Below are 19,345 nucleotides of genomic sequence, written 5' to 3'. Positions count from 1 at the left end.
AGGCACGACGCTAACATTAACCTATTGGTTTAGATTTCTATGGAAGAAACAAAGATGGATGTGGTTTATATTGATGCTCGACCGTTACTTGGACTAAGCACCCGCACGAATAATCGGGCAGAAATGTCTGTCGATAGCGCGAGAATAGGTAGTCTGTGGCAAGCCTTTTTTGAATCATCCCAGCTCACCGCTATGCTCAATTCGCCCATGTATGGCGTGTATTATGACTATGAGTCAGACATGAATGGCGAGTTTTCTGTGCTGGTGGGTAAGGCAATTGATGCCCCTGTTGATGCAAGTCATTTTACGCCATTGGAGCTTAACGCGGGCAAGTACCTAAAATTCACCGCTCAGGGTGATATGCCCCAGTGTGTTATCGATCTTTGGGGGCAAGTGTGGGGTTATTTTAGCGCGGCTGATTGCTCTCATCAGCGACGCTATCAAACGGATTTTGAAGTCTATCTTAGTGCTACTGAGGTTGAGATCTATATCGGGATTTTATGATTCAAATCGTAAAAACACTCAAGTGTGTATTCAAAGACATACCAGCGATTGATCTAGGATAATAATACTTAATCAACTGATTGATAGATAAAGGGTTAAACCAGAGCTAATGCGCCGCGCTGACCGCCTATTTCAAATAGTGCAAATTCTCAAACATAAACGCTTAACCACAGCCCAAGAGTTGGCTGAGCGGTTAGAGGTTTCTACACGCACGATTTACCGTGATGTGCAGGATTTGTGTTTAAGTGGCATTCCCATTGAAGGGGAGGCGGGTGTCGGCTATTTGTTGCGCCATGAGGTGAATGTCCCGCCCTTGATGTTTAACGAAGCCGAACTCGAAGCGATTCAAGTTGGCATGCGTATGGTGCAAACTTGGGGTGGTAAGGAGCTTGGTAGCGCAGCGAGGCAGGCGATGATCAAAGTCGAAGCCGTACTACCTAAACGATTACAAGCCTATCAATCCCTAATGTTTTCACCAGATTTTTACCTCGACTCCAATGAGTTTCAATTCCTCGATCCCCTCCGTAATGCGGCTCAGCGCCGCGAATACGTCAAACTCTTCTATCAAGACGTCAAACTGGATGTCACCGAGCGGGAAGTTAGGCCGCTCGCCATCTATTTTTGGCGTGGTACTTGGACCTTACTGACATGGTGTGAGCTACGTGCTGATTTTCGTAATTTCAGGGTCGATCGCATCACAGGTCTTGTGCGGTTAAACCGTCATTTTGATCTCACTCTCGGGCAAGAGCTTGAAGATTATATTTGCCTGATGGATGAGCAATCGAAGGCGCGAGCAGAAGCGAAAGAAAAGCCACTCGAATGAGTGGCTTTGTATTACATTTCTAATTTGCTAGTAACTTTCTAGTAATTCGCTAGTTGTATCGAGATCTCTCTGATACTGGTGTCATAGCTGTTATTGAGAGTCTAAGCTCACCGTTTTTAATTGTTTAACATGACTTCACTTGATTGCGAAATATTCAGTTTTTTGATTAAACCATCTTCATCATTGTTTTGGAGCTCGCCGACGGCAACCTGAATATTGCGACTCAGTCCTAATTCTTGAGCGCTTTTAGGACGATTAGCAATGTCTTCATCCGTTAGTGGATAGGATTCACTGGCATCGATATTAAATTGACTCGAATCTATTGCGGTAAATTTACCGCTGATAGGTGCGCCATGTTGTCTAACAATATTCGCTAATTGCCACTCAAACCCACTTTTTGACTGTGCCGAATTAATCGCTGCAGGCCAATCCCATACACCATAACCATTTATATCTTGATGAAGATATTGATCGACTAAGGCTTCTGGCCCATTTAAATTATTCGCATTCGCTCCGCCAAAGGTGTAAGGGAAGTTAGGTCTATTTGTCGGATGATTAATATGCGCATTACCTCCCCATTTTAAGAAGTTCTCATATTTTATATCGTACATCATATATAAACTTGAGGTGTATGGGACATCCGCCTTTTGTTTAAATAGGGTAATTGATATATAACGTTTACTGCGAGGCGGCATAATTGCGCGGTACTGCGCCTGACTCGAAATCGTTGTACTTTTGCCGTCGGTTTCACTCCAACCTTGGCTGGCAGAAAATTCGGCGCTGATTTCAGAACTTGCTCCACCTATTCCTGGAATACCCACTTCATATTTATTGGTTACGCCAATTTTCTCGGAGAAGGAGAAATTATCGGTTTTGGCCCAGCTAGTGGTGTAATCATAGTTTAGGGTGGCCACACCGGTATCTTCGGTATCGCCCCAGTTATAGATAACCACAGGAGCAGTATAAATAGCCTCACGATCATAAACTTGAGGTGAACCTAACTTTAGACTTTGAGGATTAGTGACGAAATGAATATTTTGTAAATTTACCTTCAAACGTTCATTCGCTCTGTAGCCGCTTGCATAAGGATCATTGCCGTTATAGCGGGCTTTAAGACTGTATTCGTTGCTCGATTCCCTTCTGACTTCGATGTCTTCACCAACATACTGGGATGCCGTACCGCCAGCCCATGCATATCCAAGATGGTGTCCTAAGGAGAATAACGAGCTGATAAACGAGGGATCGTTAATCGCATCATTTTTAAGCGAATCAAGATCAGGGGCAGCGTGTTCTACCATTGACAGTTTTGGAATAGTATTCGGAATAGCGGCTTCGGCCAACAAAGAAACAGTTCCAAGTGCGGTTAAACAGGATAAAGTTAATATACTCAGGCTAGATTTTGTTCTCATGATTGTTCCTTTATTTTAATAAAATACGTCCTTTCATTGAGAGCGCCGATGGCAATTATATGTAGTCATAAATCATATAAATAATCATTACTGCTAGGCACATCTAAAAACTAGCACTTTTATTTTTATTAAACAAAATAAAAATGAATTAATTTAAGATGTGTTTAAGTTTGGTTAAAAGTGTTAATTTATTTATTTTTAAACGGTATTTAAAACTTTATAATATAGTGTATTTACTTTAATTTTTAGTGGGTTGGTTTTTGAATGTGGATTAATATTTATGCGGCATTTTATTATGTAAAACCTTTTGAATGGACTCTTTATTTCGAGAGCTATACCGAGAACTATACTGAGATGAGTGCTGTAATAGATACAGTAAATAACATTTCTGAATGGACGTTTTAGAGACTAAATAGTTTGAATATGGTTAGGTTAAGTATTTTGTTTTTATTGTTTGAGTCTTTGTTATTGCTGATAAATACCATCACTCTTTCATTATCGTCGATGTGTGAAATACCGTTAAAGCCGATACTATTAGTTGCACAGACATAAGAGTCTAAATATATGAAGATTGTGGAAAATCAAGATAACGTGGAAGTAATTTTCTAGGGGGCGATGTCTCAGAGGGGTTAGGCTGTGTAAAAGAGTGGTAGGGACAGTGTAAGTGATTGATGCAAGAGTCAGTGCAGTTGCTGAACACTGACTCTTTGTTGACTTAGTGGATAAAGAAAAATAGTCCCATACTTAGCACTGTGGTCAGTAAGGTATTACGGGTGACGAGCGCCAACACAGTAGCGACTATGGCGCAGATGAGATAGCTGTTATCTAGGCTGAGATCAAGCTGACCTTCTTGCACAAACACTATGGGTGCAAAGATTGCAGTGAGTACCGCAGGGGCTGAGTAACTTAAAAAGGTTTGGGTGCCCTTACTTAATCGCAGCGGTAGTTTAGGCTCAAGTAGTAAATGACGACTGATAAACACAACCGCCGCCATTGAAAAGATCATTAACCAAATCATGCTTTTTCTCCTGACAATGTTTTTGTCTTAATGTCAGGCCCATCTCCTGTATCCATTTCTGTTTTGGCCTGTGTGCTTGCTAACTGACTTACTGATTGTTCTGCGCGTTCCGCTTCCTTGGTCACTTTGGCGTAAAGTACACCTGCCGTCATTCCCGCAATGGCGGCAATGAGCAGTCCCGCTTGAATTTTAAAAACGGCGCATACCACTGCTAGGGTGAGCGACACTAATACACAGACGAGAATCGATGGCTTTTTTATGGTAGGAACGACCAGAGCGATAAAGGTGGCTGCGATGGCAAAATCTAATCCCAACTCACCTAAATTCTCGATAGCATTGCCCGCCACTATGCCAAGTAGGGTCGCGATGTTCCAACCGATATAGAAACTCAAACCGCCGCCAAGGGCGTACCAAGGGTCGAACTTATGCAACTTGCCTTGATTGGCTATAGCAAACAGTTCATCTGTGAGCAAAAAGCCCAATGTTAGGCGCCACTTTAACGGCAACGGACTGATTTGACTGCGCATCGCCATTGCATATAACAGATGGCGTGAGGTGATGAGTAGCGTCGTAATTAAGATACTCCACAGACCAATACCGGCTTTCACCATGCCCAGTGCCACTAATTGAGCCGCGCCCGCAAAGATAATCGCTGACATAGCTTGGCTCTCAATGGGCGTTAGCCCAACCTCAATGGCGAAGGAGCCCGCTAAAATCCCCCAAGGTACAACCGCTATTGTCAGTGGCAGCATGGCAATAGTGCCATTTAAAAAGGCTTTGGCTTTTGCAGGATGCATAGGATAAACATCAGGTTTTATAAGCTTGTCCGTGGTCACTTTGGCTCCTAAAAATAGCGGCGACGCGAGGGTCGCTATTAAACAATGAATGCTTGGATAAGCTTGCTTGCTTAGTTAATCAAGGAGAAAGCAAGAATGAGCATGGTAGATTAACCTAAAGTGGTTGTTTAGGCTTGGATAATATTGCGGCCTATTTCTTTGGCAAATTGCCCCGGCGTAACACCGACAGTCTTTTTAAAATGTCGATTCAAATGACTTTGATCGTGAAAACCACAATCGAGGGCGACATCGAGTAGCCGTGTGCCTTGTTTGATTTTTCCTTTGGCGAGTCTCACTCTGGCCTGAATTTGATAAGCGTGGGGCGGTAAGCCGTAATAACGCTGAAATTGCTTCAGCAAATAATAGGGGCTTAATCCCGCGAGTGTTGCCAGCTCTTCAAGGGAGATGTCGGCTGCAGGATGATCGTCGATAAAGGATTTCACCAGTGCTAACGCAGGCTTAGCGATTACAGCGAGGTCATCGCTTGGGCGATTCTTGCCATGGCGTGTCATCAACTGTGTCAAGCTGGAATAGACCAAGCTTTCGCGCAGTAATCGATTGTCCGATGAATCTAAAGTCGTAAAGGTGAAACGCAGTAATTCGGCTAATTCAGGATCGTACACCACGGGCTCTGGGAAATAGGGCGCACCGCGGTTTGATGCTAGCTCACTGTTAATATTGGCAAACTGTGCGGGTACTGGATACATGGCACGATAGGACCAACCGCCCTCTGTGGCGCTACAGCCATTATGGACTTCGTCGGCGTTAACGAGAATGATGCTGTGCTTTGGCGCCACATGGTTGCCACCTGTGCGATAAAAACGCTGCGCCCCCGTTTCAATCACGCCGACTGTATAACCTTCATGGGTGTGCCGACTAAAGTTTTGTTTATGGTAGTGGGCATTGAGTAACTCGAGGCCACCTAATTCATCGGCAATCTGGTAGGCCGCATGTTCTGTGTTCACACTAGGCCTCCGTGTTTAGTGTATGAATGGGCGGGTTGTGCCTGATAGTAACCCAGAAACCCTCAGTGCTTTTGTACAAAATTGCGCATATTGGATTTTGTTTGCGTTTAATGGCGTTTTTTTAATGTTTGTTGCTTAATGCTTGTCGCTTGAGATTTTTCGTTCAGTCTTGCTCGCGATAGGCGTTATTTAGGTTGCCTGCTGTAATGTTGTGAGTTCTGCCCCCGCGATAGCCTCAAGGTGTTGAGTGATTTTCTCTATCGGCCAATCCCACCAAGCGATGGCAACAAGCTCATCTATCACAGTTTGCTCGAATCTCAGCTTGATCACTGTGGCAGGATTACCGCCAACCACAGCGTAGGGTGGCACATCTTTTGTCACTACGGATTGACTGGCAACAATGGCGCCGTGGCCAATCTTCACTCCAGGCATGATAGTGGCGTTATAACCAATCCACACGTCGTTACCGATACAGGTGTCGCCCTTAAAAGGTAAATCTTCGGGCTTGGGCGCCGCTTTCTCCCAGCCATTGCCGAAGATATAAAAGGGATAAGTTGAAAAGCCAGATACTTGATGATTGGCGCCATTCATAATGAATTTCACGTCTTTCGCAATGGCGCAGAATTTACCGATATTCAGTTTATCGCCAATAAAGTCAAAGTGATAAAGCACATTCGACTCGAACCTTTCAGGACCAGCTGGAGCGTCATAATAAGTGTAATCACCGACGATAATGTTCTCGCGGGTAATAAAGTTTTTAAGAAATCCAACTTGAGGGAAGCCTTTCATCGGCGCTTTATCGTTGGGATTTGGGCCTAATTGCGGGGGAGTGCGGGTACTTGGCATGAATACCTCCGTGCTTAAAAGAGTTGTTTACTAGGGTAATGCATTGTCTTTTTTGAATCGTCGTACTTTGGTACGCATATTCTTCATCGGGGAGTAAGTATTGAACTGGATCATACGGCCCAGAGTCCATTTATCGTACCAAGTTATGCCGTACAGTTGCTGATTACTGAGACTCGCAATCAGCGTTGACAATTTTTCCATTGTCATTTCATATTCATCAAGTAAATCAGTATATTGCCATTGGCTATATTCATGATGAAATCGCTCTGCTAATAATCCCAGTTGATTCCATTTATAGCCCGTATCGGGAAAATCAACGGGGAGTGCTTGCGATGTTAACTCGTACCATTTGAGCACTAATTTACCCCAACCAATAAGGTAAGCGACGGTATCACTTACACTCATTTGTGTACCTTTGATGTTTCCTTCTATGCTGCACACACGGGACATTTGGGCTGGGATTGAACGATAGTCTGCTATCAATTTGGGGAAAACTGAATAAATAGCCAATTCAAGTTCTTGTTTTGATTGGGGGATAGATGACATCACTACCTCGTCTACATTAGATGCTTAGGCTGAGTTTAACATCATCTATTGGGCTGTTTAGTATTCACCTGTCACAATAAGCTCTTGTTCAATAGATTCAACAACTAAGGCAAGTGTACTATTGTCTCGCTTAAAGCCGACAGAGCAAATGGCCATCGCGCCGTTACCACAGGTGATTTCAGGGTAATCTTCTGTCATTGGCGTTTCATCTTCTGCTACGGGTGCTAATACCCAGCCAGCAGCCAATAAACTCGATTTCACCTCAGCGTATTCTTTGCCCCATAACGCGCTGGTGTCCTGTGCTGGAGCATATAGAGGCAATGCGCCAAGACTTAGCATGATCAGTGGGAGAATGATTTTTCGCATATAAAGCTTTCAGTTCCTATGTGGTTTCGGTTGGTCGCTTAGCGTTTTTGAGCGTGTTAACAGCATTTATTATTCATAGTCCTATGCGCATTATCCCTATGTGCATTAGTCGGGGAAATCATGGCTGTTCTTGTTTCTTCGTTTTTCCCAATATTTTTCATACAGTATCTGTGTTGATATAAAAATAACAACGAACACACCCGTATCAATAATAAATTTCAATGGTTCAAAAGGATCGCTAAAAATATCGTAGTGAAAATCGAAGTATTTGAATAATAATTTTGAGCCAATAAAAGCAAAAATAAAAGAGGTAAAGAACTTCAATGGTTTTCCCTCAAAATATGTTGATAAATTAACCATTCTCTTTTGCGCGTTTGTACTCTTGTTGGGATTGATAAATTCCCAGAATGATCAGGCCAAATACGAAATAGAACAATTTTTGCGCTGAAAACTCGATTGTCAACGTAGGATGTTCTAGGTGGCGGTATAGAATACTGTGAGAAATTGCCTCTGTTATCGTCAGAATAAATGGATAGCTAATTAATGCAATAGACGATATTTTCGCGAATTTGTACGTTTGAGGTTGTCTAATGAATTTTGCAATAAATAGTAACGCAAATGATAGCGTCAGATTGCTTATCCATAAAATAGCCGCCGTAATTCGTACTTGAGTATGACTGGCTTGTTCCGCATCGGGATAAACCTCTAATATCTCCTGCAAGTAGCTTGCTGGGCTCACTAATCCCCAAACAGGGTAAAGGCATAGCAGCACGGCAGTGAGCATTAAAATATATCTGATAAACATCCTTTTTCTCCGACAGATTCTGCTTAGAAAGCTATACTTGTTATACGAATCATTACCTTAGCATTGTTTTTTACAAGTTGCGATTGCTTTAGCTAAAACTAAATTATTGTGACAAAATCCTTGTTGTTGGATTGCATACTATTTTTTAGGCGCCAACAGCAGAATAGATAAGTAGCAAAGATAGCGGGATGGAAAATAGACCAATTAAACGGAATTTATTGTTGAAGTATTGAGCAGACCATAGCGCAAACTTCCTATGTAACCTTGGAGGCGTTAACGCCAAGCCCATTCCAACACTGAACAATGCAATACCTATCGCAAAAATGGTCTGTGGAAACTGAGTATCGGTTGAGTAATGGGTAAAAATGAGACCCGTAATAACTCGACTAAACACTTCAGCAATATGGAAGTAGGGCTGCTCGCTAAATGAAATAATCCCCTTAGAGAAAGACTCAGGCTTTACAGCCATCACTAGACTTAATAACAACATCATTAAACCAAAAGCAGCAATGAAGTACATAGTGATCCCTTGGTATTATTTTTCTAGTAAGTGACTTCATTCCAGTTCATATATTTTTCGTGTGCAAGTTGTAACATTGCCAGATCTTCTGCTGTGTCACTATAGGCGTAAATACGTTCGTAGCTGTTTAAGTCGAAAGTATGTCTGACTTTTATTGCCTTTGTCTCACAACTGACATCACCTGTTGCATAATACCCCGATAAAATGCCATTTTTTACCTCTAACTCACTACTGATTAACGTTAATCCGAGCGGAGTACACCAGTGTTTTAAATAGACATCGAGTGACGCTGAAACAACTACGACGGTATCGCCATTTTCTTGGTACCAGCGGATTTTGTTTAGCGCATGTGGCATGACATGTTTGGGGATCACTTCTTGGGCATAGGTAGCAGCCATAGTATTTAATTGCTGGTAATCACGACCACGGAAGGCAAGATAGCTAACAATCGGTCTTAGTTTTCGTGCCGGAAACCAGCCAATTCTATACAGTGAATAAAGCGGTAATAATAAACAGCGCGCGACGACAGTTCGTCTTTTAGAAGCCGTAAATCGTATAAATTTAGTGTACATATCCGTATCGGTTATTGTGCCGTCAAAATCAAATAATGCGAGATTCATGTATTTTCCGAGCCTGCTTTGATATTAAGTGTAGGTGCTATCATTAATCATCTCTTTTCTTTTATTTCAAATGCTTACCTAGTGTAACTCATGCACCGTGAGTCAGAAAAACGTTATCAGGTAGAACACAAGTTCGTCGAGCAACAGGATACACATGACTGAATGAATAAAGCATATTTATGTAAGTGACCGTTTGTGGCATGGATGTCACGGTCGAGCTTACAGGGATGATCACTGAGACTCGCAATCAGCGTTGACAATTTTTCCATTGTTATTTCGTATTCATCAAGTAAATCAGTATATTGCCATTGGCGTTTCATCTTCTGCTACGGGTGCTAATACCCAGCCAGCAGCCAATAAACTCGATTTCACCTCAGCGTATTTTTTGCCCCATAACGCGCTGGTGTGCTGTGCTGGAGCATATAGAGGCAATGCGCCAAGACTTAGCATGATCAGTAGGAGAATTATCTTTCGCATGGAAAACATCTTAGTTCCTATGTGATTTCGGGGATGATTGTTGAATGCATAAGGCTGCCATGCTGCCAACGCTCACTGCCTTGATGTTGAAACTATAAATCCAGCGACACAATTAAGCACTTTCATTCCAGTGACACGCCATCAACTCATCCCTGAGGGCTCGACGACGGCATCCATGCCGTCAACGGTCACTTCCATGATAGTGCTTAATTTCGTTAATTCCGGTGTACCTTTTAGCGGCAGTTTTAACACTATCATCTTTTATTTTCACGTAGATGCTTTAGATAAGCACTTTTTTATCTCAGAAACATGTGGGTGTCTTGTTTTTTCGCCTTGTTTGCAAGTCATGCAAAGCAAACCGAGTAATGCTTATTACCACTTTTAGAAATTTAACAATGGGTGGCTAGGGTCTGTTGATCTTTGCTGTACAAATGTTGTTCAGCAATACATCGGCAGCCACATTAACATAAACGCCAGTGACACCATACTGGCGTAATTTCTTGCTAGCTTGTCATATCTTGTTGATATTGCTCGATAGTGCTTAATTCTTCCAAAAGCATTCTCCACTAAATGTCGATACCGATATAAGCACCAATCGACTCTTTCTTGAGGTGTATTCTTATAGCGGCGCCTTGGAATAACAGATTTCCCGCCTTTATTTGCGATAAGTTCACGAAAAGCATCGCTGTCATAACCTTTATCTGCAATGACGGTATCAACCTGCTTCAGGTGCTCAATTAAGCTGGGGGCGTGTGTAATATCGTGTTTTTGGCCTTCTGATAATTCGAAATAAATCGGTAATCCTCCGCTGTCGACGGCTAAGTGAATTTTGGTTGAATTACCGCCTCGACTTTTACCAATACTCTCATTACTTAGCGTCGCTGCACCTGCACTGTGCTGGTGAGCCCGCACTATCGAGCCATCAATAAAGACCCATTCTATATCAGCAAGGTTGGCTAAGGCCTTGAATAAATGTGCTAGAACGCCTTTCTTAGACCATAAATGAAACCGTCTAAAGACCGTGCTCCAATGACCGAACTCTTTAGGTAAATCTCGCCAAGGGATACCTGTTCTAAGGCGGTAAAGAATACCTTCGAATGTTTGTCTATGTTCAGGTTTGTCATAAACACGGCCTGTGCTTTTCATTAAATGAAATAGCTTTTCCCAGCGTGCATCGGTTAGCATAAGTCTTGGCATGGCTTGAGGTTATGGTTACTTTTGGCGAAGCAAATTATAACGTCTTGCCATGCTGTCTAAAAATTACTCTCGAAAGATCAACAGACCCTAGTTAAATTGTGGCTAGTTAAATTGTTCTACGCCACGCTGAAAAGGAGGTGAAAAACGATGACCAGACCACCGAAAAAGCTGATTGATAACAGCCGCAAGGCTGATGTGCTGGTTGTCTGTGGTGCTACGGGGTCAGCAAAGTCGAGCTACGTTAAGGCCGAGCTTAAGCCCTCGAGTGATTATTGGGGATCCAGTAGATGAATACGGCGAGCTTGAGGGCATTGTTAAAGTGACCACCGCCGCCGCATTGGTGGATATTCTCAGGCGTTACCCAAGGGGCGCGTTAAAGGTTCGCTTTGTCACCACTAACTTTAAGTTGTTTGAAGTGTGGGCACTGTGTGCCTTTAGCTGGTGTAATGCTGCCGTGGTCGCCGAAGAAATTGCCGATGTCACAAGCCCAAGTAAAGCGCCGCCATGGTGGGGACTGGTGATACGCAAAGGCCGCGCCCGTGGCCTCGCGCCCATTTTTGCCTTAACCCAGCGCCCAGCCGAATTCGATAAAACCGCCTTAGGTAACGCGACCATTATCCGCTGTGGTCGCCTAAGCCGCGCCGCCGTATGATGGCCGCTGAAATGGATATTAGCCCAAGTGTGTTGGCGAAGCTGGTGTCGCTTGATTACGTGATGAAAGATATGAACACAAATCAGGTGGTCAAAGAAAATATTGCTAATATCAAAACTGAGCTGATGAAGTTAATAGACTAAGGCATATATTTTTACTCATTAACATGAAAAAATAGTTCCAGCTATTGTTGAGTTTTTATTTAATAATGTGATTTACTAAATTCATAACGAATATTCGTAAATGAGTCAAAGTTTTCAGGAGGAAAATATGCCATGTCCTATTTGCAAAAAATCTAGACATTTAAGGCTTCATGCATATGAGTTGTCAGAGTTTTGCTTTTACTTAGATAATACGTCTATATATGAAAAAAATAACCGCAGGACTAATCAGAAGGTAAGTATTACTGCAGAAACAGATGTTGTGGGTAAGTGGCTAAGGCTTGGGGCAGATTTGAATAGTGTCGATGTCGCTTTTGAGTCACATCAAAGTATTTCGGCGTTTGCATGTGATACACATTATGAAATGCTTGAGGATGAATCTCGATTAATATCGGAGTACTCGACAGCTATTACCAGATTTATATATATTTGTAATGCGATGGAAGAGTTGTATAGGTTCGTTGAGAAACATTATTCTGGCGGAAACCTATATGATGCATCTGTTAAGTGTTGTAAAATATTATCAAATTTAAAGGCATCTTCATATCCAAACAATTTTAGTCATTTTTGTAATAACTTTGATGTTAAATTCAAAAGATTTATAAATAGGAATGGTATTGATTTAAACGAGGAAGAGTCAGGGGCTGGCAGATATTTACACTCTGTTAGAGAACTAAGAAATTTGATGCTGCATGGTAAGTTCCCTTTGTCTGTGGCTTATGATATACCGCAAGACTCCAATTCGTCATCATTTGAAATGATTACTTTATTGAATTCTGCCATTAGAGTTCAATTACTTGTTACCCAAGCTTTGCTCTTTGAATTTAATAATGGAATTAACTCCAGAAAGTATCATGATCTAAATATAATGATACAAGAAGATCAGGATGGTGATCTTTCAAGCTTTGGTGTCGATTATTTACGGCACCTTCATGAAGAAAGTGATTTTTCTCTTTCAAGTATCGAATGGTAGTGAGCGTACACGTTAACGGGTACGCTTTTTTTATATTCAAAATCCCCGTATACCTATAAGCGCACTTAGCTAACGCTATGAAGCGTAGGCTCGTTAACCCGCCGTGAGGCGCTTATAGTCTGCCGCGAGGCAGCGTATCCCAAGGGGAAAACCATGCTTAAAAAATACCTGCCTTTTGTGGCGATTGCTGTCGGCGTTGTCTATGCCGCTAATCGCGTCCCGTCTGTTCGCCGTTTAATCGGTTAAGGGGTAGAACATGCGCACAACGTTAAACTCCCATCTTTTCAAACGTTGCCGCAGATTACACCTAGATTTGCTAAGGCGAATTCCATTGCGGACGTGACCTTCGATGACATGGATGTCATCGCAGAGCCGCCATGGATGGCTTCACGGCGTGTCACGGAAGCAATGGAATTTGTCGTATCAACTACGTGAATAGAAGTTCTTTATCTTTGTTATTTCACCAAGTTTTCCGCAAATTTAGCTCTGCCAATAAAAACAGCCGCAAAAAATTTGCGGCTGTTTGCGATTAACACACTGTATTTGAACTGGGATTGAAAGCTTACATCAAACCACTTGCTAATCAGCAATCATCGCCATGAGTGCGGGTAAAAACTCGTTATCTAGTGCGGCTATTTCACTTTGCTCAACAAGCACTTGGTTGAGGATGTCATGGCTGGTGAGGGGGTTGGCGAGTACTACGCGAAATACTACGGTCGCTTGTCTAAAATAGCGGGCTGGCTGAATGCGGGTGCGGGAGACGAAGGACTTACCCTGTTCGCGTTGGTGCTTCTGAATAAACTGAGTAAGACCATCGAGCAGTTCGTTAAAGCGGGCGAGTTTTACTGTGTCAGCTTGCTCACAGGCAAGCTGCATGGCGGCTTGTACGCGAGCGGGGACATAACGGTAAGTCAGCAGACAAAGTTCTGGCTCAGTAAGAGTAAGGACACCCACAGCTTTTATGGTTAATCTTTCACACCATCATCCCAATGGAATGTGATTAACATCGCTGCTATGTGATCGCGTTATTTGTTCTTCCATATGCCGCAGATTACACAGAAATTAGCCACGGCGAAGTCAATTGCTGACGTGACCTTCGATGACATGGATGTCATCGTAGAGCCGCCATGGATGGCTTCACGGCGTGTCACGGAAGCAATGGAATTTGTCGTATCAACTACGTGAATAGAAGTTCTTTATCTTTGTTATTTCACCAAGTTTCCGCAAATTTAGCTCTGCCAATAAAAACAGCCGCAAATAATTTGCGGCTGTTTGCGATTAACACACTGTATTTGAACTGGGATTTAAAGCTTACATCAAACCACTTACTATTCAGCCACCATCGCCATGAGTGCGGGTAAAAACTCGTTATCTAATGCGGCGATTTCGCTTTGTTCGACCAGCACTTGATTGAGAATGTCATGGCTGGTGAGGGGGTTGGCGAGTACTACGCGAAACACCACGGTTGCTTGTCTAAAATAGCGGGCTGGCTGAATGCGGGTGCGGGAGACGAAGGACTTACCCTGTTCGCGTTGGTGCTTTTGAATAAACTGAGTAAGACCATCGAGCAGCTCGTTAAAGCGAGCGAGTTTTACTGTGTCTGCTTGCTCACAGGCAAGCTGCATGGCGGCTTGGATGCGGGCTGGCACATAACGGTAAGTCAGCAGACAAAGTTCTGGCTCAGTGATTAGCTCAAAATCCTCATGGGCTTTGATTTGTTCGGCAAAATAGCGGGCTTTTTCAAGGCTGTTATTGATTAAGATTTCATAACCATCGCGGCCGATGATCTGTAAGCAAGCGTGCACTAACATCGCCATGCCGGGGCGTGAACCTTCCAACGTTTGGCTGCCGAGATCCTTTGAACCACGGCGCAGAATGTATTCGGCGTGATGGGCAATGGCGTGGGCGAACTCTGGATCTTTAAATAACACCATGCCTGCGCCCATAGGCACGTACATTTGTTTGTGGGCATCGATAGTGACTGAATCAGCAAGTTCGATACCTGCGAGTAAGTGGCGGTATTTATTGGATAATAAACTCGCGCCGCCCCACGCTGCATCCACATGGAAATGGCTGTTTAACTCTTTTGCCAGCGCAGCTAATTCTGTCAGTGGGTCAACATTACCGGTTTCTGTGGTGCCAGCCACGCCAACAATCGCTAACACTTTGATGTTTTTATTGGCAAGTTCAAGGGCGGCTTGGCGCATTTTAGCGACATCGACCTTGTTATTGCTGTCAGTGGGAATGCTGATGATATTGTCGCGGCCAATGCCAAGCAGATCGACAGCTTTGCCCAGCGAATAGTGACCGCGCTCTGAGACCAAAATCGCTAAATCGTCATAGCCATAGTGGCGTAGCGCCTTGAGTAATCCTTCGCGGCTGACGCCTTTAAACTCACCCTCGGCTTTCAATAATTGGTTACGGGCAATCCACAGCGCCGTGATGTTGGCCACTGTGCCGCCGGAGCAAAATGCCCCGAGGGAATGATTGGCGCTGTGCATCCAGCTTTGATAAAAATCCGTATCTTGGGCATAAATCAAATGGTGCATCATGCCGAGCACTTGGCGTTCAAGCGGCGTAAATGCCTTAGAGGTTTCGATTTTGACCAGATTTTGATTGAGTCCCACCATCATTTTTGACAGCGGCAACACAAAGTAGGGCAGTGCCGAAGTCATGTGGCCGATAAAACTTGGCGCCGCTGTGTGTACCGAATGCGCCACCAAATTTTGCATGATTTCGTCGGTGTAATCGGAGACAAAACGTGGCTGAGTTGGGATCTCAAAGGCTTGAAAATCGGTTTCGATTTCCGACAAGGGTTTTTCGAGCACGGCGATACTGTCACCCAAAAAGCCTGCTAAGTCCTCGGAGAGCTTTTGCTCAATAATACTCAGCGTTGAGCTTGCATCTTCCGGTGCAGTAAAAATGCGGAGCAAGCTTGCTTCGGATGCGGTGGCTTGGCGAGGGAGTTTCTGGGTCATTGGGCTTGCCGTCTATTAATTTTTATAGTGAAACCGCAAATTGGCTCGAAGAGTATAACGTACCAGTGATTCTCGACCAGTGATGCGCGATCAGTGACTCTCAAATGTTCAATCAGCGGAATACCAAAAAGGGAGCTCACTTTACTGCAAGGCCTTTTAGGCATCAAGCACTAAAATTTTGTGTATACCAATCACGTTAAATATCTAATCAGTTCAGAGCCTCACAGGCATCTCAATCCAAGGCGCATTGACGCAGAAATGGTTATTCCCTTTTAAGGCAATGCAACACGGGAGTGGGATGCCTGTGAGGCTCCCGAAGGGCGGCTGATGTTCACTACATGGCAACGCGCTTTATACTGCGTTTAAGGCTTTCAACAGAGCACCACTATGCCTTCAAGCCTTCGCCTTGTCTAAAGCGCGTTGAACTCCCGCTGAATGAACAGATATTTAATACGATTGGTATTACCAAAGCGTTGCGGCCTAAATAAGCAAAGGCGCCGTTATGGCGCCTTTCTTCAAATCATTAAACAGAGGGAATTACTTAAGCATTAGTTCCAGTACTAGCGCTGGCCCAACATGAGTACCGCACCGATATTTCGAGCGGTATTGCAAAGGTTTAGCTTGGCATTGGCTAGCACATCATCAAGTGGACTTAAGTGCGGGATGATAGGGAAGATAGCCGTCATACCGTGATCCAATATGGCATTGGCGTTTTCACCGAGGCAGCCCGCGATACCGATAGTGGGAATGCCCTGCAGTTTGGCTTGCTTTAACACGCCCATTGGGGTTTTACCAAACACGGTTTGACCATCGATGCGGCCTTCACCTGTGATCACTAAATCGGCGCCACGGATTTTGTCCGCAAGGCCAACGGTTTGCATTACAATCTCAACCCCAGGTTTAAGCTCGGCATTTAAAAAAGCCATCACGCCAAGACCCATACCGCCAGCAGCGCCAGCCCCAGCATGATCGCGGTGATCGCTAATGCCATTGCGGGCAATCACATCGGCATAATGGGCAAGAGCGGCATCTAGCTGCTTAACCATCTCGGGCGTCGCACCTTTTTGCGGACCAAAAATCGCCGAGGCACCGCGTTCACCGCACAGTGGGTTATCAACATCGCAGGCAACTTCGAAGCTGCACTCACGTAAAAGTGGATGAGCGTTTGATACATCGATTTTGGCAAGATTCGCCAGCGCTGCGCCGCCAGAAGGCAAGGTTTTACCTTGGCCATCGAGCAATAAAATATCCAGCGCTTGGGCCATACCCGCGCCGCCATCGTTGGTGGCACTGCCGCCTAGCCCCAAAATGATGTGCTTTATCCCCCGATTAAGCGCATCACAAATCAGCTCGCCGGTGCCATAACTTGTGGTAAGCAGCGGATTACGTTGCTCCCTCGGCACATGGTGCAAACCTGAGGCTGAGGCCATTTCAATCACGGCAATCGCGCCTTGATGTGGCGATTTGTTCGTTGGATCTGCACGTGAAACTGACGCAGAACTTGTATTCATCGCAGCGCCGAGAATGCCTTCACCAAGAATGCCATAGTGTGCTTGCACTCTATGCCCCAGTGGCCCCATGACCTCTAAGCTGACAATACTGCCGCCCGTGGCGTCCACCATAGATTGCACTGTGCCTTCGCCACCATCGGCAACGGGTATTTTGATTATGTCGCAGTCGGGGATCACTTGTTTTAAGCCTTGCTCGATTGCGTTGGCCACTTCGAGCGCGCTTAAGCTTTCTTTAAATGAGTCGGGGGCGATAACTATTTTCATTAAAAATCCTACAGCTAAATGGGATAAAACAGGGCTCAATGTTGAACACTAAACCCAAGGCCACTTACGTTGGGCGCAACAACATCCCTGTGCTAAAACTGAGGTGATATAAAGGCATTTATATCCATCACTGGCACATTAATCTGTTGCAATTATTAGGGCGTATAACAGAACTATATCTTGGGCACGGTATGTGCCCAAGGGACAATATTGAATCAAGAACTCATTAATATTAGAGCAACACTAGGCTTAGCACATACACTGTTACCATGGATGTTACACCTTGGATTAGGGTCGCCATAGTTTGGGCTTTATAGGCTTGTTTGACGCTCATGCGGCTAAACTGGGTGACGACCCAAAAGAAGCTGTCATTGGCGTGGGAAACGGTCATCGCACCTGCGCCAATTGCCATTACTGTTAACACTCGGCCCATATCGCTACCAAGACCAATATCGCCAAGCATAGGCGCAACCAGTGCAGAGGTTGCGACTAACGCTACCGTCGATGAACCCTGCGCTGACTTAAGCGCGGCAGCGACGATAAATGGCATGAAGATACCGATACCCAGTGCCGACAGCGATGTACCCAAAAAGTCACCTATAGGTGTGGCTTTTAATACCGCACCAAAAGCACCACCTGCACCTGTGATTAAAATAATCGGCGCGGCAGTGACGAGCCCTTGGCTGATGCGTTCGCTAAATTCGCTGATCTTATTCTCACCCTTTAACAGCAGCAGGGATAAAAACAGGCCAATCATCAGGGCATTAACGGGCTGACCGAGGAACACGAGCGCATCAAACACACCTTCTTTACCCAAAGGCGCTGAAGGGAAGTTAGCGATAGAACCTAAACAAATTAATACGATAGGCACAAAAATCGGTGCGAAAGCTTTTAATGGACTTGGTAGCGTGCCATAGCTTTTTTTCAGCGTTTCATAGTCACTGGCCTGCGCTTTAAGTTCTTCTGCGCCTTCACCATCGGGCTCGACATCGGCAAAGCGGTTTGCCCACAACATACCCGCGAGTGCCGCAACGGCGGCCACAAAGAGACCCACACCGATCACTAAACCTAAGTTGGACTCTAAACCTAAGTTGCCTGCGGCGGCGATAGGGCCTGGCGTTGGCGGTACAAAGGTGTGAGTGGCGTACAGACCTGTGGCTAAGGCAACGCTCATGGAGACACTAGAGACCTTCATGCGGTTCGCCATCGATTGTTTCAGTGAGTTTAAGATCACAAAACCCGAGTCACAAAAGACCGGAATAGACACGAGATAACCGATAATTGACATAGTGAGTGTCGGGAAGCGTTTACCTAATATCTTGATCACCACATCGGCCATGGTGATGGCGGCGCCACTTTTTTCCAGAATAATCCCTATGATAGTGCCTAAGACGATCACTAAGCCGATATAGCCTAAAATATTGCCAAACCCTGTGGTAATGGTTTTAGCGATTTCTCCGCTTGGCAGGCCATAGGCGAAGGCCGCGATAAAGGCGGCCAGAATTAAGGTTAAAAAGGGGTGGAGTTTAAATTTTGAGGTCGCGATAACAATAAATGCAATCACGCCGATGAGAATAAGCACTAAGTTCATAGTTTGTCCCGTTCAGTTCTTGGCTGAAGTTTTTGAGTAAGTTTTTTGACTTATAGTGTAGGGCGCAGTGCTTATTTGGGCCTGAGTCCAAATGAGGGCTGCTTTAAGGTCATCCTATTATTGTGCAGGTATGTTTGAATAGCTTTGGCTAAATCCACGGAATTACCGCGTTATGTTTCGCCATTTTTGTGCTCATGCACAAAAATGCTTGGGTGAATTCGAATGCAGGAGGAGGCATTTTGTCGGTAAGGGAGGCGCTTGTCGGTAAGAATTGGCAAATAGG

General features: G+C 44.4%; 19 protein-coding genes and 2 pseudogenes. 5 read left to right on the top strand and 16 right to left on the bottom strand.

Going from position 1 to position 19,345, the window contains the following annotated elements; genetic code table 11:
- Nucleotides 1–54 precede the first annotated feature (54 nt).
- Both RA178_RS14610 and RA178_RS14605 read left to right on the top strand, forming a co-directional pair.
- Nucleotides 55–504, top strand: coding sequence for a GyrI-like domain-containing protein (locus tag RA178_RS14610; protein WP_173248657.1), 450 nt, complete (start codon nucleotides 55–57; stop codon nucleotides 502–504).
- A 109-nt stretch (nucleotides 505–613) separates the two neighbouring features.
- Nucleotides 614–1,327, top strand: a complete 714-nt coding sequence (locus RA178_RS14605; protein ID WP_028760503.1) for a helix-turn-helix transcriptional regulator — start codon at nucleotides 614–616, stop codon at nucleotides 1,325–1,327.
- Between the two features lie 116 nt (nucleotides 1,328–1,443).
- Here RA178_RS14605 and RA178_RS14600 read toward each other — a convergent pair whose 3' ends face one another.
- The 12 genes and pseudogenes from RA178_RS14600 to RA178_RS14545 all read right to left on the bottom strand — a co-directional run bounded on the left by RA178_RS14600 (nucleotide 1,444) and on the right by RA178_RS14545 (nucleotide 10,932).
- Nucleotides 1,444–2,736, bottom strand: a complete 1,293-nt coding sequence (locus RA178_RS14600) for an aerolysin family beta-barrel pore-forming toxin (protein WP_306682490.1) — start codon at nucleotides 2,734–2,736, stop codon at nucleotides 1,444–1,446.
- A gap of 715 nt (nucleotides 2,737–3,451) precedes the next feature.
- Entirely contained in the window at nucleotides 3,452–3,754 is a 303-nt protein-coding gene (locus tag RA178_RS14595) for an AzlD domain-containing protein (protein WP_011789923.1), read from the bottom strand.
- Nucleotides 3,751–4,590, bottom strand: a complete 840-nt coding sequence (locus RA178_RS14590; protein ID WP_306682487.1) for an AzlC family ABC transporter permease — start codon at nucleotides 4,588–4,590, stop codon at nucleotides 3,751–3,753. Before RA178_RS14590 ends, RA178_RS14595 begins: the two co-directional genes overlap by 4 nt.
- A gap of 128 nt (nucleotides 4,591–4,718) precedes the next feature.
- Nucleotides 4,719–5,555, bottom strand: coding sequence for an AraC family transcriptional regulator (locus tag RA178_RS14585; protein WP_306682485.1), 837 nt, complete (start codon nucleotides 5,553–5,555; stop codon nucleotides 4,719–4,721).
- A 189-nt stretch (nucleotides 5,556–5,744) separates the two neighbouring features.
- Complete coding sequence (locus tag RA178_RS14580) at nucleotides 5,745–6,401, bottom strand: Vat family streptogramin A O-acetyltransferase (RefSeq protein WP_306682484.1); 657 nt, start codon at nucleotides 6,399–6,401, stop codon at nucleotides 5,745–5,747.
- Nucleotides 6,402–6,431: 30 nt separating this feature from the next.
- A complete protein-coding gene (locus RA178_RS14575) occupies nucleotides 6,432–6,947 on the bottom strand; it encodes a ClbS/DfsB family four-helix bundle protein (protein WP_306682483.1) in 516 nt (171 codons plus the stop codon).
- Nucleotides 6,948–7,004: 57 nt separating this feature from the next.
- Nucleotides 7,005–7,313: a hypothetical protein gene (locus RA178_RS14570; protein WP_306682482.1), complete on the bottom strand. Its 309-nt coding sequence runs from the start codon at nucleotides 7,311–7,313 to the stop codon at nucleotides 7,005–7,007.
- Nucleotides 7,314–7,665: 352 nt separating this feature from the next.
- Nucleotides 7,666–8,118, bottom strand: coding sequence for a hypothetical protein (locus RA178_RS14565; RefSeq protein ID WP_306682481.1), 453 nt, complete (start codon nucleotides 8,116–8,118; stop codon nucleotides 7,666–7,668).
- 145 nt (nucleotides 8,119–8,263) lie between these two features.
- Nucleotides 8,264–8,638: a hypothetical protein gene (locus tag RA178_RS14560; protein ID WP_306682480.1), complete on the bottom strand. Its 375-nt coding sequence runs from the start codon at nucleotides 8,636–8,638 to the stop codon at nucleotides 8,264–8,266.
- Nucleotides 8,639–8,661: 23 nt separating this feature from the next.
- Entirely contained in the window at nucleotides 8,662–9,258 is a 597-nt protein-coding gene (locus RA178_RS14555) for an HAD-IB family hydrolase (protein ID WP_306682478.1), read from the bottom strand.
- Between the two features lie 306 nt (nucleotides 9,259–9,564).
- Nucleotides 9,565–9,744 (bottom strand): annotated as a pseudogene (locus tag RA178_RS14550) (hypothetical protein); the annotation flags it as partial.
- Between the two features lie 429 nt (nucleotides 9,745–10,173).
- Nucleotides 10,174–10,932: an IS5-like element ISSod6 family transposase gene (locus RA178_RS14545; protein WP_011071076.1), complete on the bottom strand. Its 759-nt coding sequence runs from the start codon at nucleotides 10,930–10,932 to the stop codon at nucleotides 10,174–10,176.
- Between the two features lie 193 nt (nucleotides 10,933–11,125).
- On the opposite strand from RA178_RS14545, the gene RA178_RS14540 reads away from it, so the two are divergent.
- From RA178_RS14540 to RA178_RS14530, 3 genes are all read left to right on the top strand, one after another.
- The gene (locus RA178_RS14540; RefSeq protein ID WP_306682470.1) at nucleotides 11,126–11,584 is read left to right on the top strand and encodes a hypothetical protein; all 459 of its coding nucleotides are present in this window, start codon (nucleotides 11,126–11,128) and stop codon (nucleotides 11,582–11,584) included.
- Nucleotides 11,581–11,727 carry a hypothetical protein gene (locus RA178_RS14535; RefSeq protein ID WP_306682467.1) on the top strand — a complete coding sequence of 49 codons (147 nt, stop codon included), beginning with the start codon at nucleotides 11,581–11,583 and terminating at the stop codon, nucleotides 11,725–11,727. The genes RA178_RS14540 and RA178_RS14535 overlap by 4 nt, the downstream gene beginning before the upstream one ends.
- Nucleotides 11,728–11,854: 127 nt before the next feature.
- On the top strand, nucleotides 11,855–12,718 hold the full coding sequence (locus tag RA178_RS14530; RefSeq protein ID WP_306682465.1) for a hypothetical protein: 864 nt from the start codon (nucleotides 11,855–11,857) through the stop codon (nucleotides 12,716–12,718).
- 579 nt (nucleotides 12,719–13,297) lie between these two features.
- Here the strand turns inward: RA178_RS14530 and RA178_RS14525 are convergent.
- From RA178_RS14525 to RA178_RS14510, 4 genes and pseudogenes are all read right to left on the bottom strand, one after another.
- Nucleotides 13,298–13,657: pseudogene (locus tag RA178_RS14525) on the bottom strand (putative pyridoxal-dependent aspartate 1-decarboxylase); the annotation flags it as partial.
- A 389-nt stretch (nucleotides 13,658–14,046) separates the two neighbouring features.
- Nucleotides 14,047–15,696, bottom strand: a complete 1,650-nt coding sequence (panP, locus tag RA178_RS14520; RefSeq protein WP_306682463.1) for a pyridoxal-dependent aspartate 1-decarboxylase PanP — start codon at nucleotides 15,694–15,696, stop codon at nucleotides 14,047–14,049.
- Nucleotides 15,697–16,256: 560 nt separating this feature from the next.
- Nucleotides 16,257–17,471 (bottom strand): glycerate kinase, encoded by a 1,215-nt coding sequence (locus RA178_RS14515; protein WP_306682462.1) that lies wholly within the window; start codon nucleotides 17,469–17,471, stop codon nucleotides 16,257–16,259.
- Between the two features lie 232 nt (nucleotides 17,472–17,703).
- Nucleotides 17,704–19,062 (bottom strand): GntP family permease, encoded by a 1,359-nt coding sequence (locus tag RA178_RS14510; RefSeq protein WP_113938868.1) that lies wholly within the window; start codon nucleotides 19,060–19,062, stop codon nucleotides 17,704–17,706.
- Nucleotides 19,063–19,345 lie beyond the last annotated feature (283 nt).

Origin of the sequence: Shewanella oncorhynchi, from assembly GCF_030848765.1 — a bacterium.
GTDB classification, from domain to species: domain Bacteria; phylum Pseudomonadota; class Gammaproteobacteria; order Enterobacterales; family Shewanellaceae; genus Shewanella; species Shewanella oncorhynchi.
Note: the sequence above shows the minus strand (reverse complement) of the source record. Positions and strands in the feature narration are given on the sequence as shown.

What these genes read in the sequence shown, in the direction of transcription:
- RA178_RS14610 (WP_173248657.1), top strand. Translation starts at nt 55, where the DNA reads ATGGATGTGGTTTATATTGATGCTCGACCGTTACTTGGACTAAGCACC.
- RA178_RS14605 (WP_028760503.1), top strand. Translation starts at nt 614, where the DNA reads ATGCGCCGCGCTGACCGCCTATTTCAAATAGTGCAAATTCTCAAACAT.
- RA178_RS14600 (WP_306682490.1), bottom strand. Translation starts at nt 2,736, where the DNA reads ATGAGAACAAAATCTAGCCTGAGTATATTAACTTTATCCTGTTTAACC.
- RA178_RS14595 (WP_011789923.1), bottom strand. Translation starts at nt 3,754, where the DNA reads ATGATTTGGTTAATGATCTTTTCAATGGCGGCGGTTGTGTTTATCAGT.
- RA178_RS14580 (WP_306682484.1), bottom strand. Translation starts at nt 6,401, where the DNA reads ATGCCAAGTACCCGCACTCCCCCGCAATTAGGCCCAAATCCCAACGAT.
- RA178_RS14575 (WP_306682483.1), bottom strand. Translation starts at nt 6,947, where the DNA reads ATGTCATCTATCCCCCAATCAAAACAAGAACTTGAATTGGCTATTTAT.
- RA178_RS14570 (WP_306682482.1), bottom strand. Translation starts at nt 7,313, where the DNA reads ATGCGAAAAATCATTCTCCCACTGATCATGCTAAGTCTTGGCGCATTG.
- RA178_RS14565 (WP_306682481.1), bottom strand. Translation starts at nt 8,118, where the DNA reads ATGTTTATCAGATATATTTTAATGCTCACTGCCGTGCTGCTATGCCTT.
- RA178_RS14560 (WP_306682480.1), bottom strand. Translation starts at nt 8,638, where the DNA reads ATGTACTTCATTGCTGCTTTTGGTTTAATGATGTTGTTATTAAGTCTA.
- RA178_RS14555 (WP_306682478.1), bottom strand. Translation starts at nt 9,258, where the DNA reads ATGAATCTCGCATTATTTGATTTTGACGGCACAATAACCGATACGGAT.
- RA178_RS14545 (WP_011071076.1), bottom strand. Translation starts at nt 10,932, where the DNA reads ATGCCAAGACTTATGCTAACCGATGCACGCTGGGAAAAGCTATTTCAT.
- RA178_RS14540 (WP_306682470.1), top strand. Translation starts at nt 11,126, where the DNA reads ATGTGCTGGTTGTCTGTGGTGCTACGGGGTCAGCAAAGTCGAGCTACG.
- RA178_RS14535 (WP_306682467.1), top strand. Translation starts at nt 11,581, where the DNA reads ATGATGGCCGCTGAAATGGATATTAGCCCAAGTGTGTTGGCGAAGCTG.
- RA178_RS14530 (WP_306682465.1), top strand. Translation starts at nt 11,855, where the DNA reads ATGCCATGTCCTATTTGCAAAAAATCTAGACATTTAAGGCTTCATGCA.
- panP (WP_306682463.1), bottom strand. Translation starts at nt 15,696, where the DNA reads ATGACCCAGAAACTCCCTCGCCAAGCCACCGCATCCGAAGCAAGCTTG.
- RA178_RS14515 (WP_306682462.1), bottom strand. Translation starts at nt 17,471, where the DNA reads ATGAAAATAGTTATCGCCCCCGACTCATTTAAAGAAAGCTTAAGCGCG.
- RA178_RS14510 (WP_113938868.1), bottom strand. Translation starts at nt 19,062, where the DNA reads ATGAACTTAGTGCTTATTCTCATCGGCGTGATTGCATTTATTGTTATC.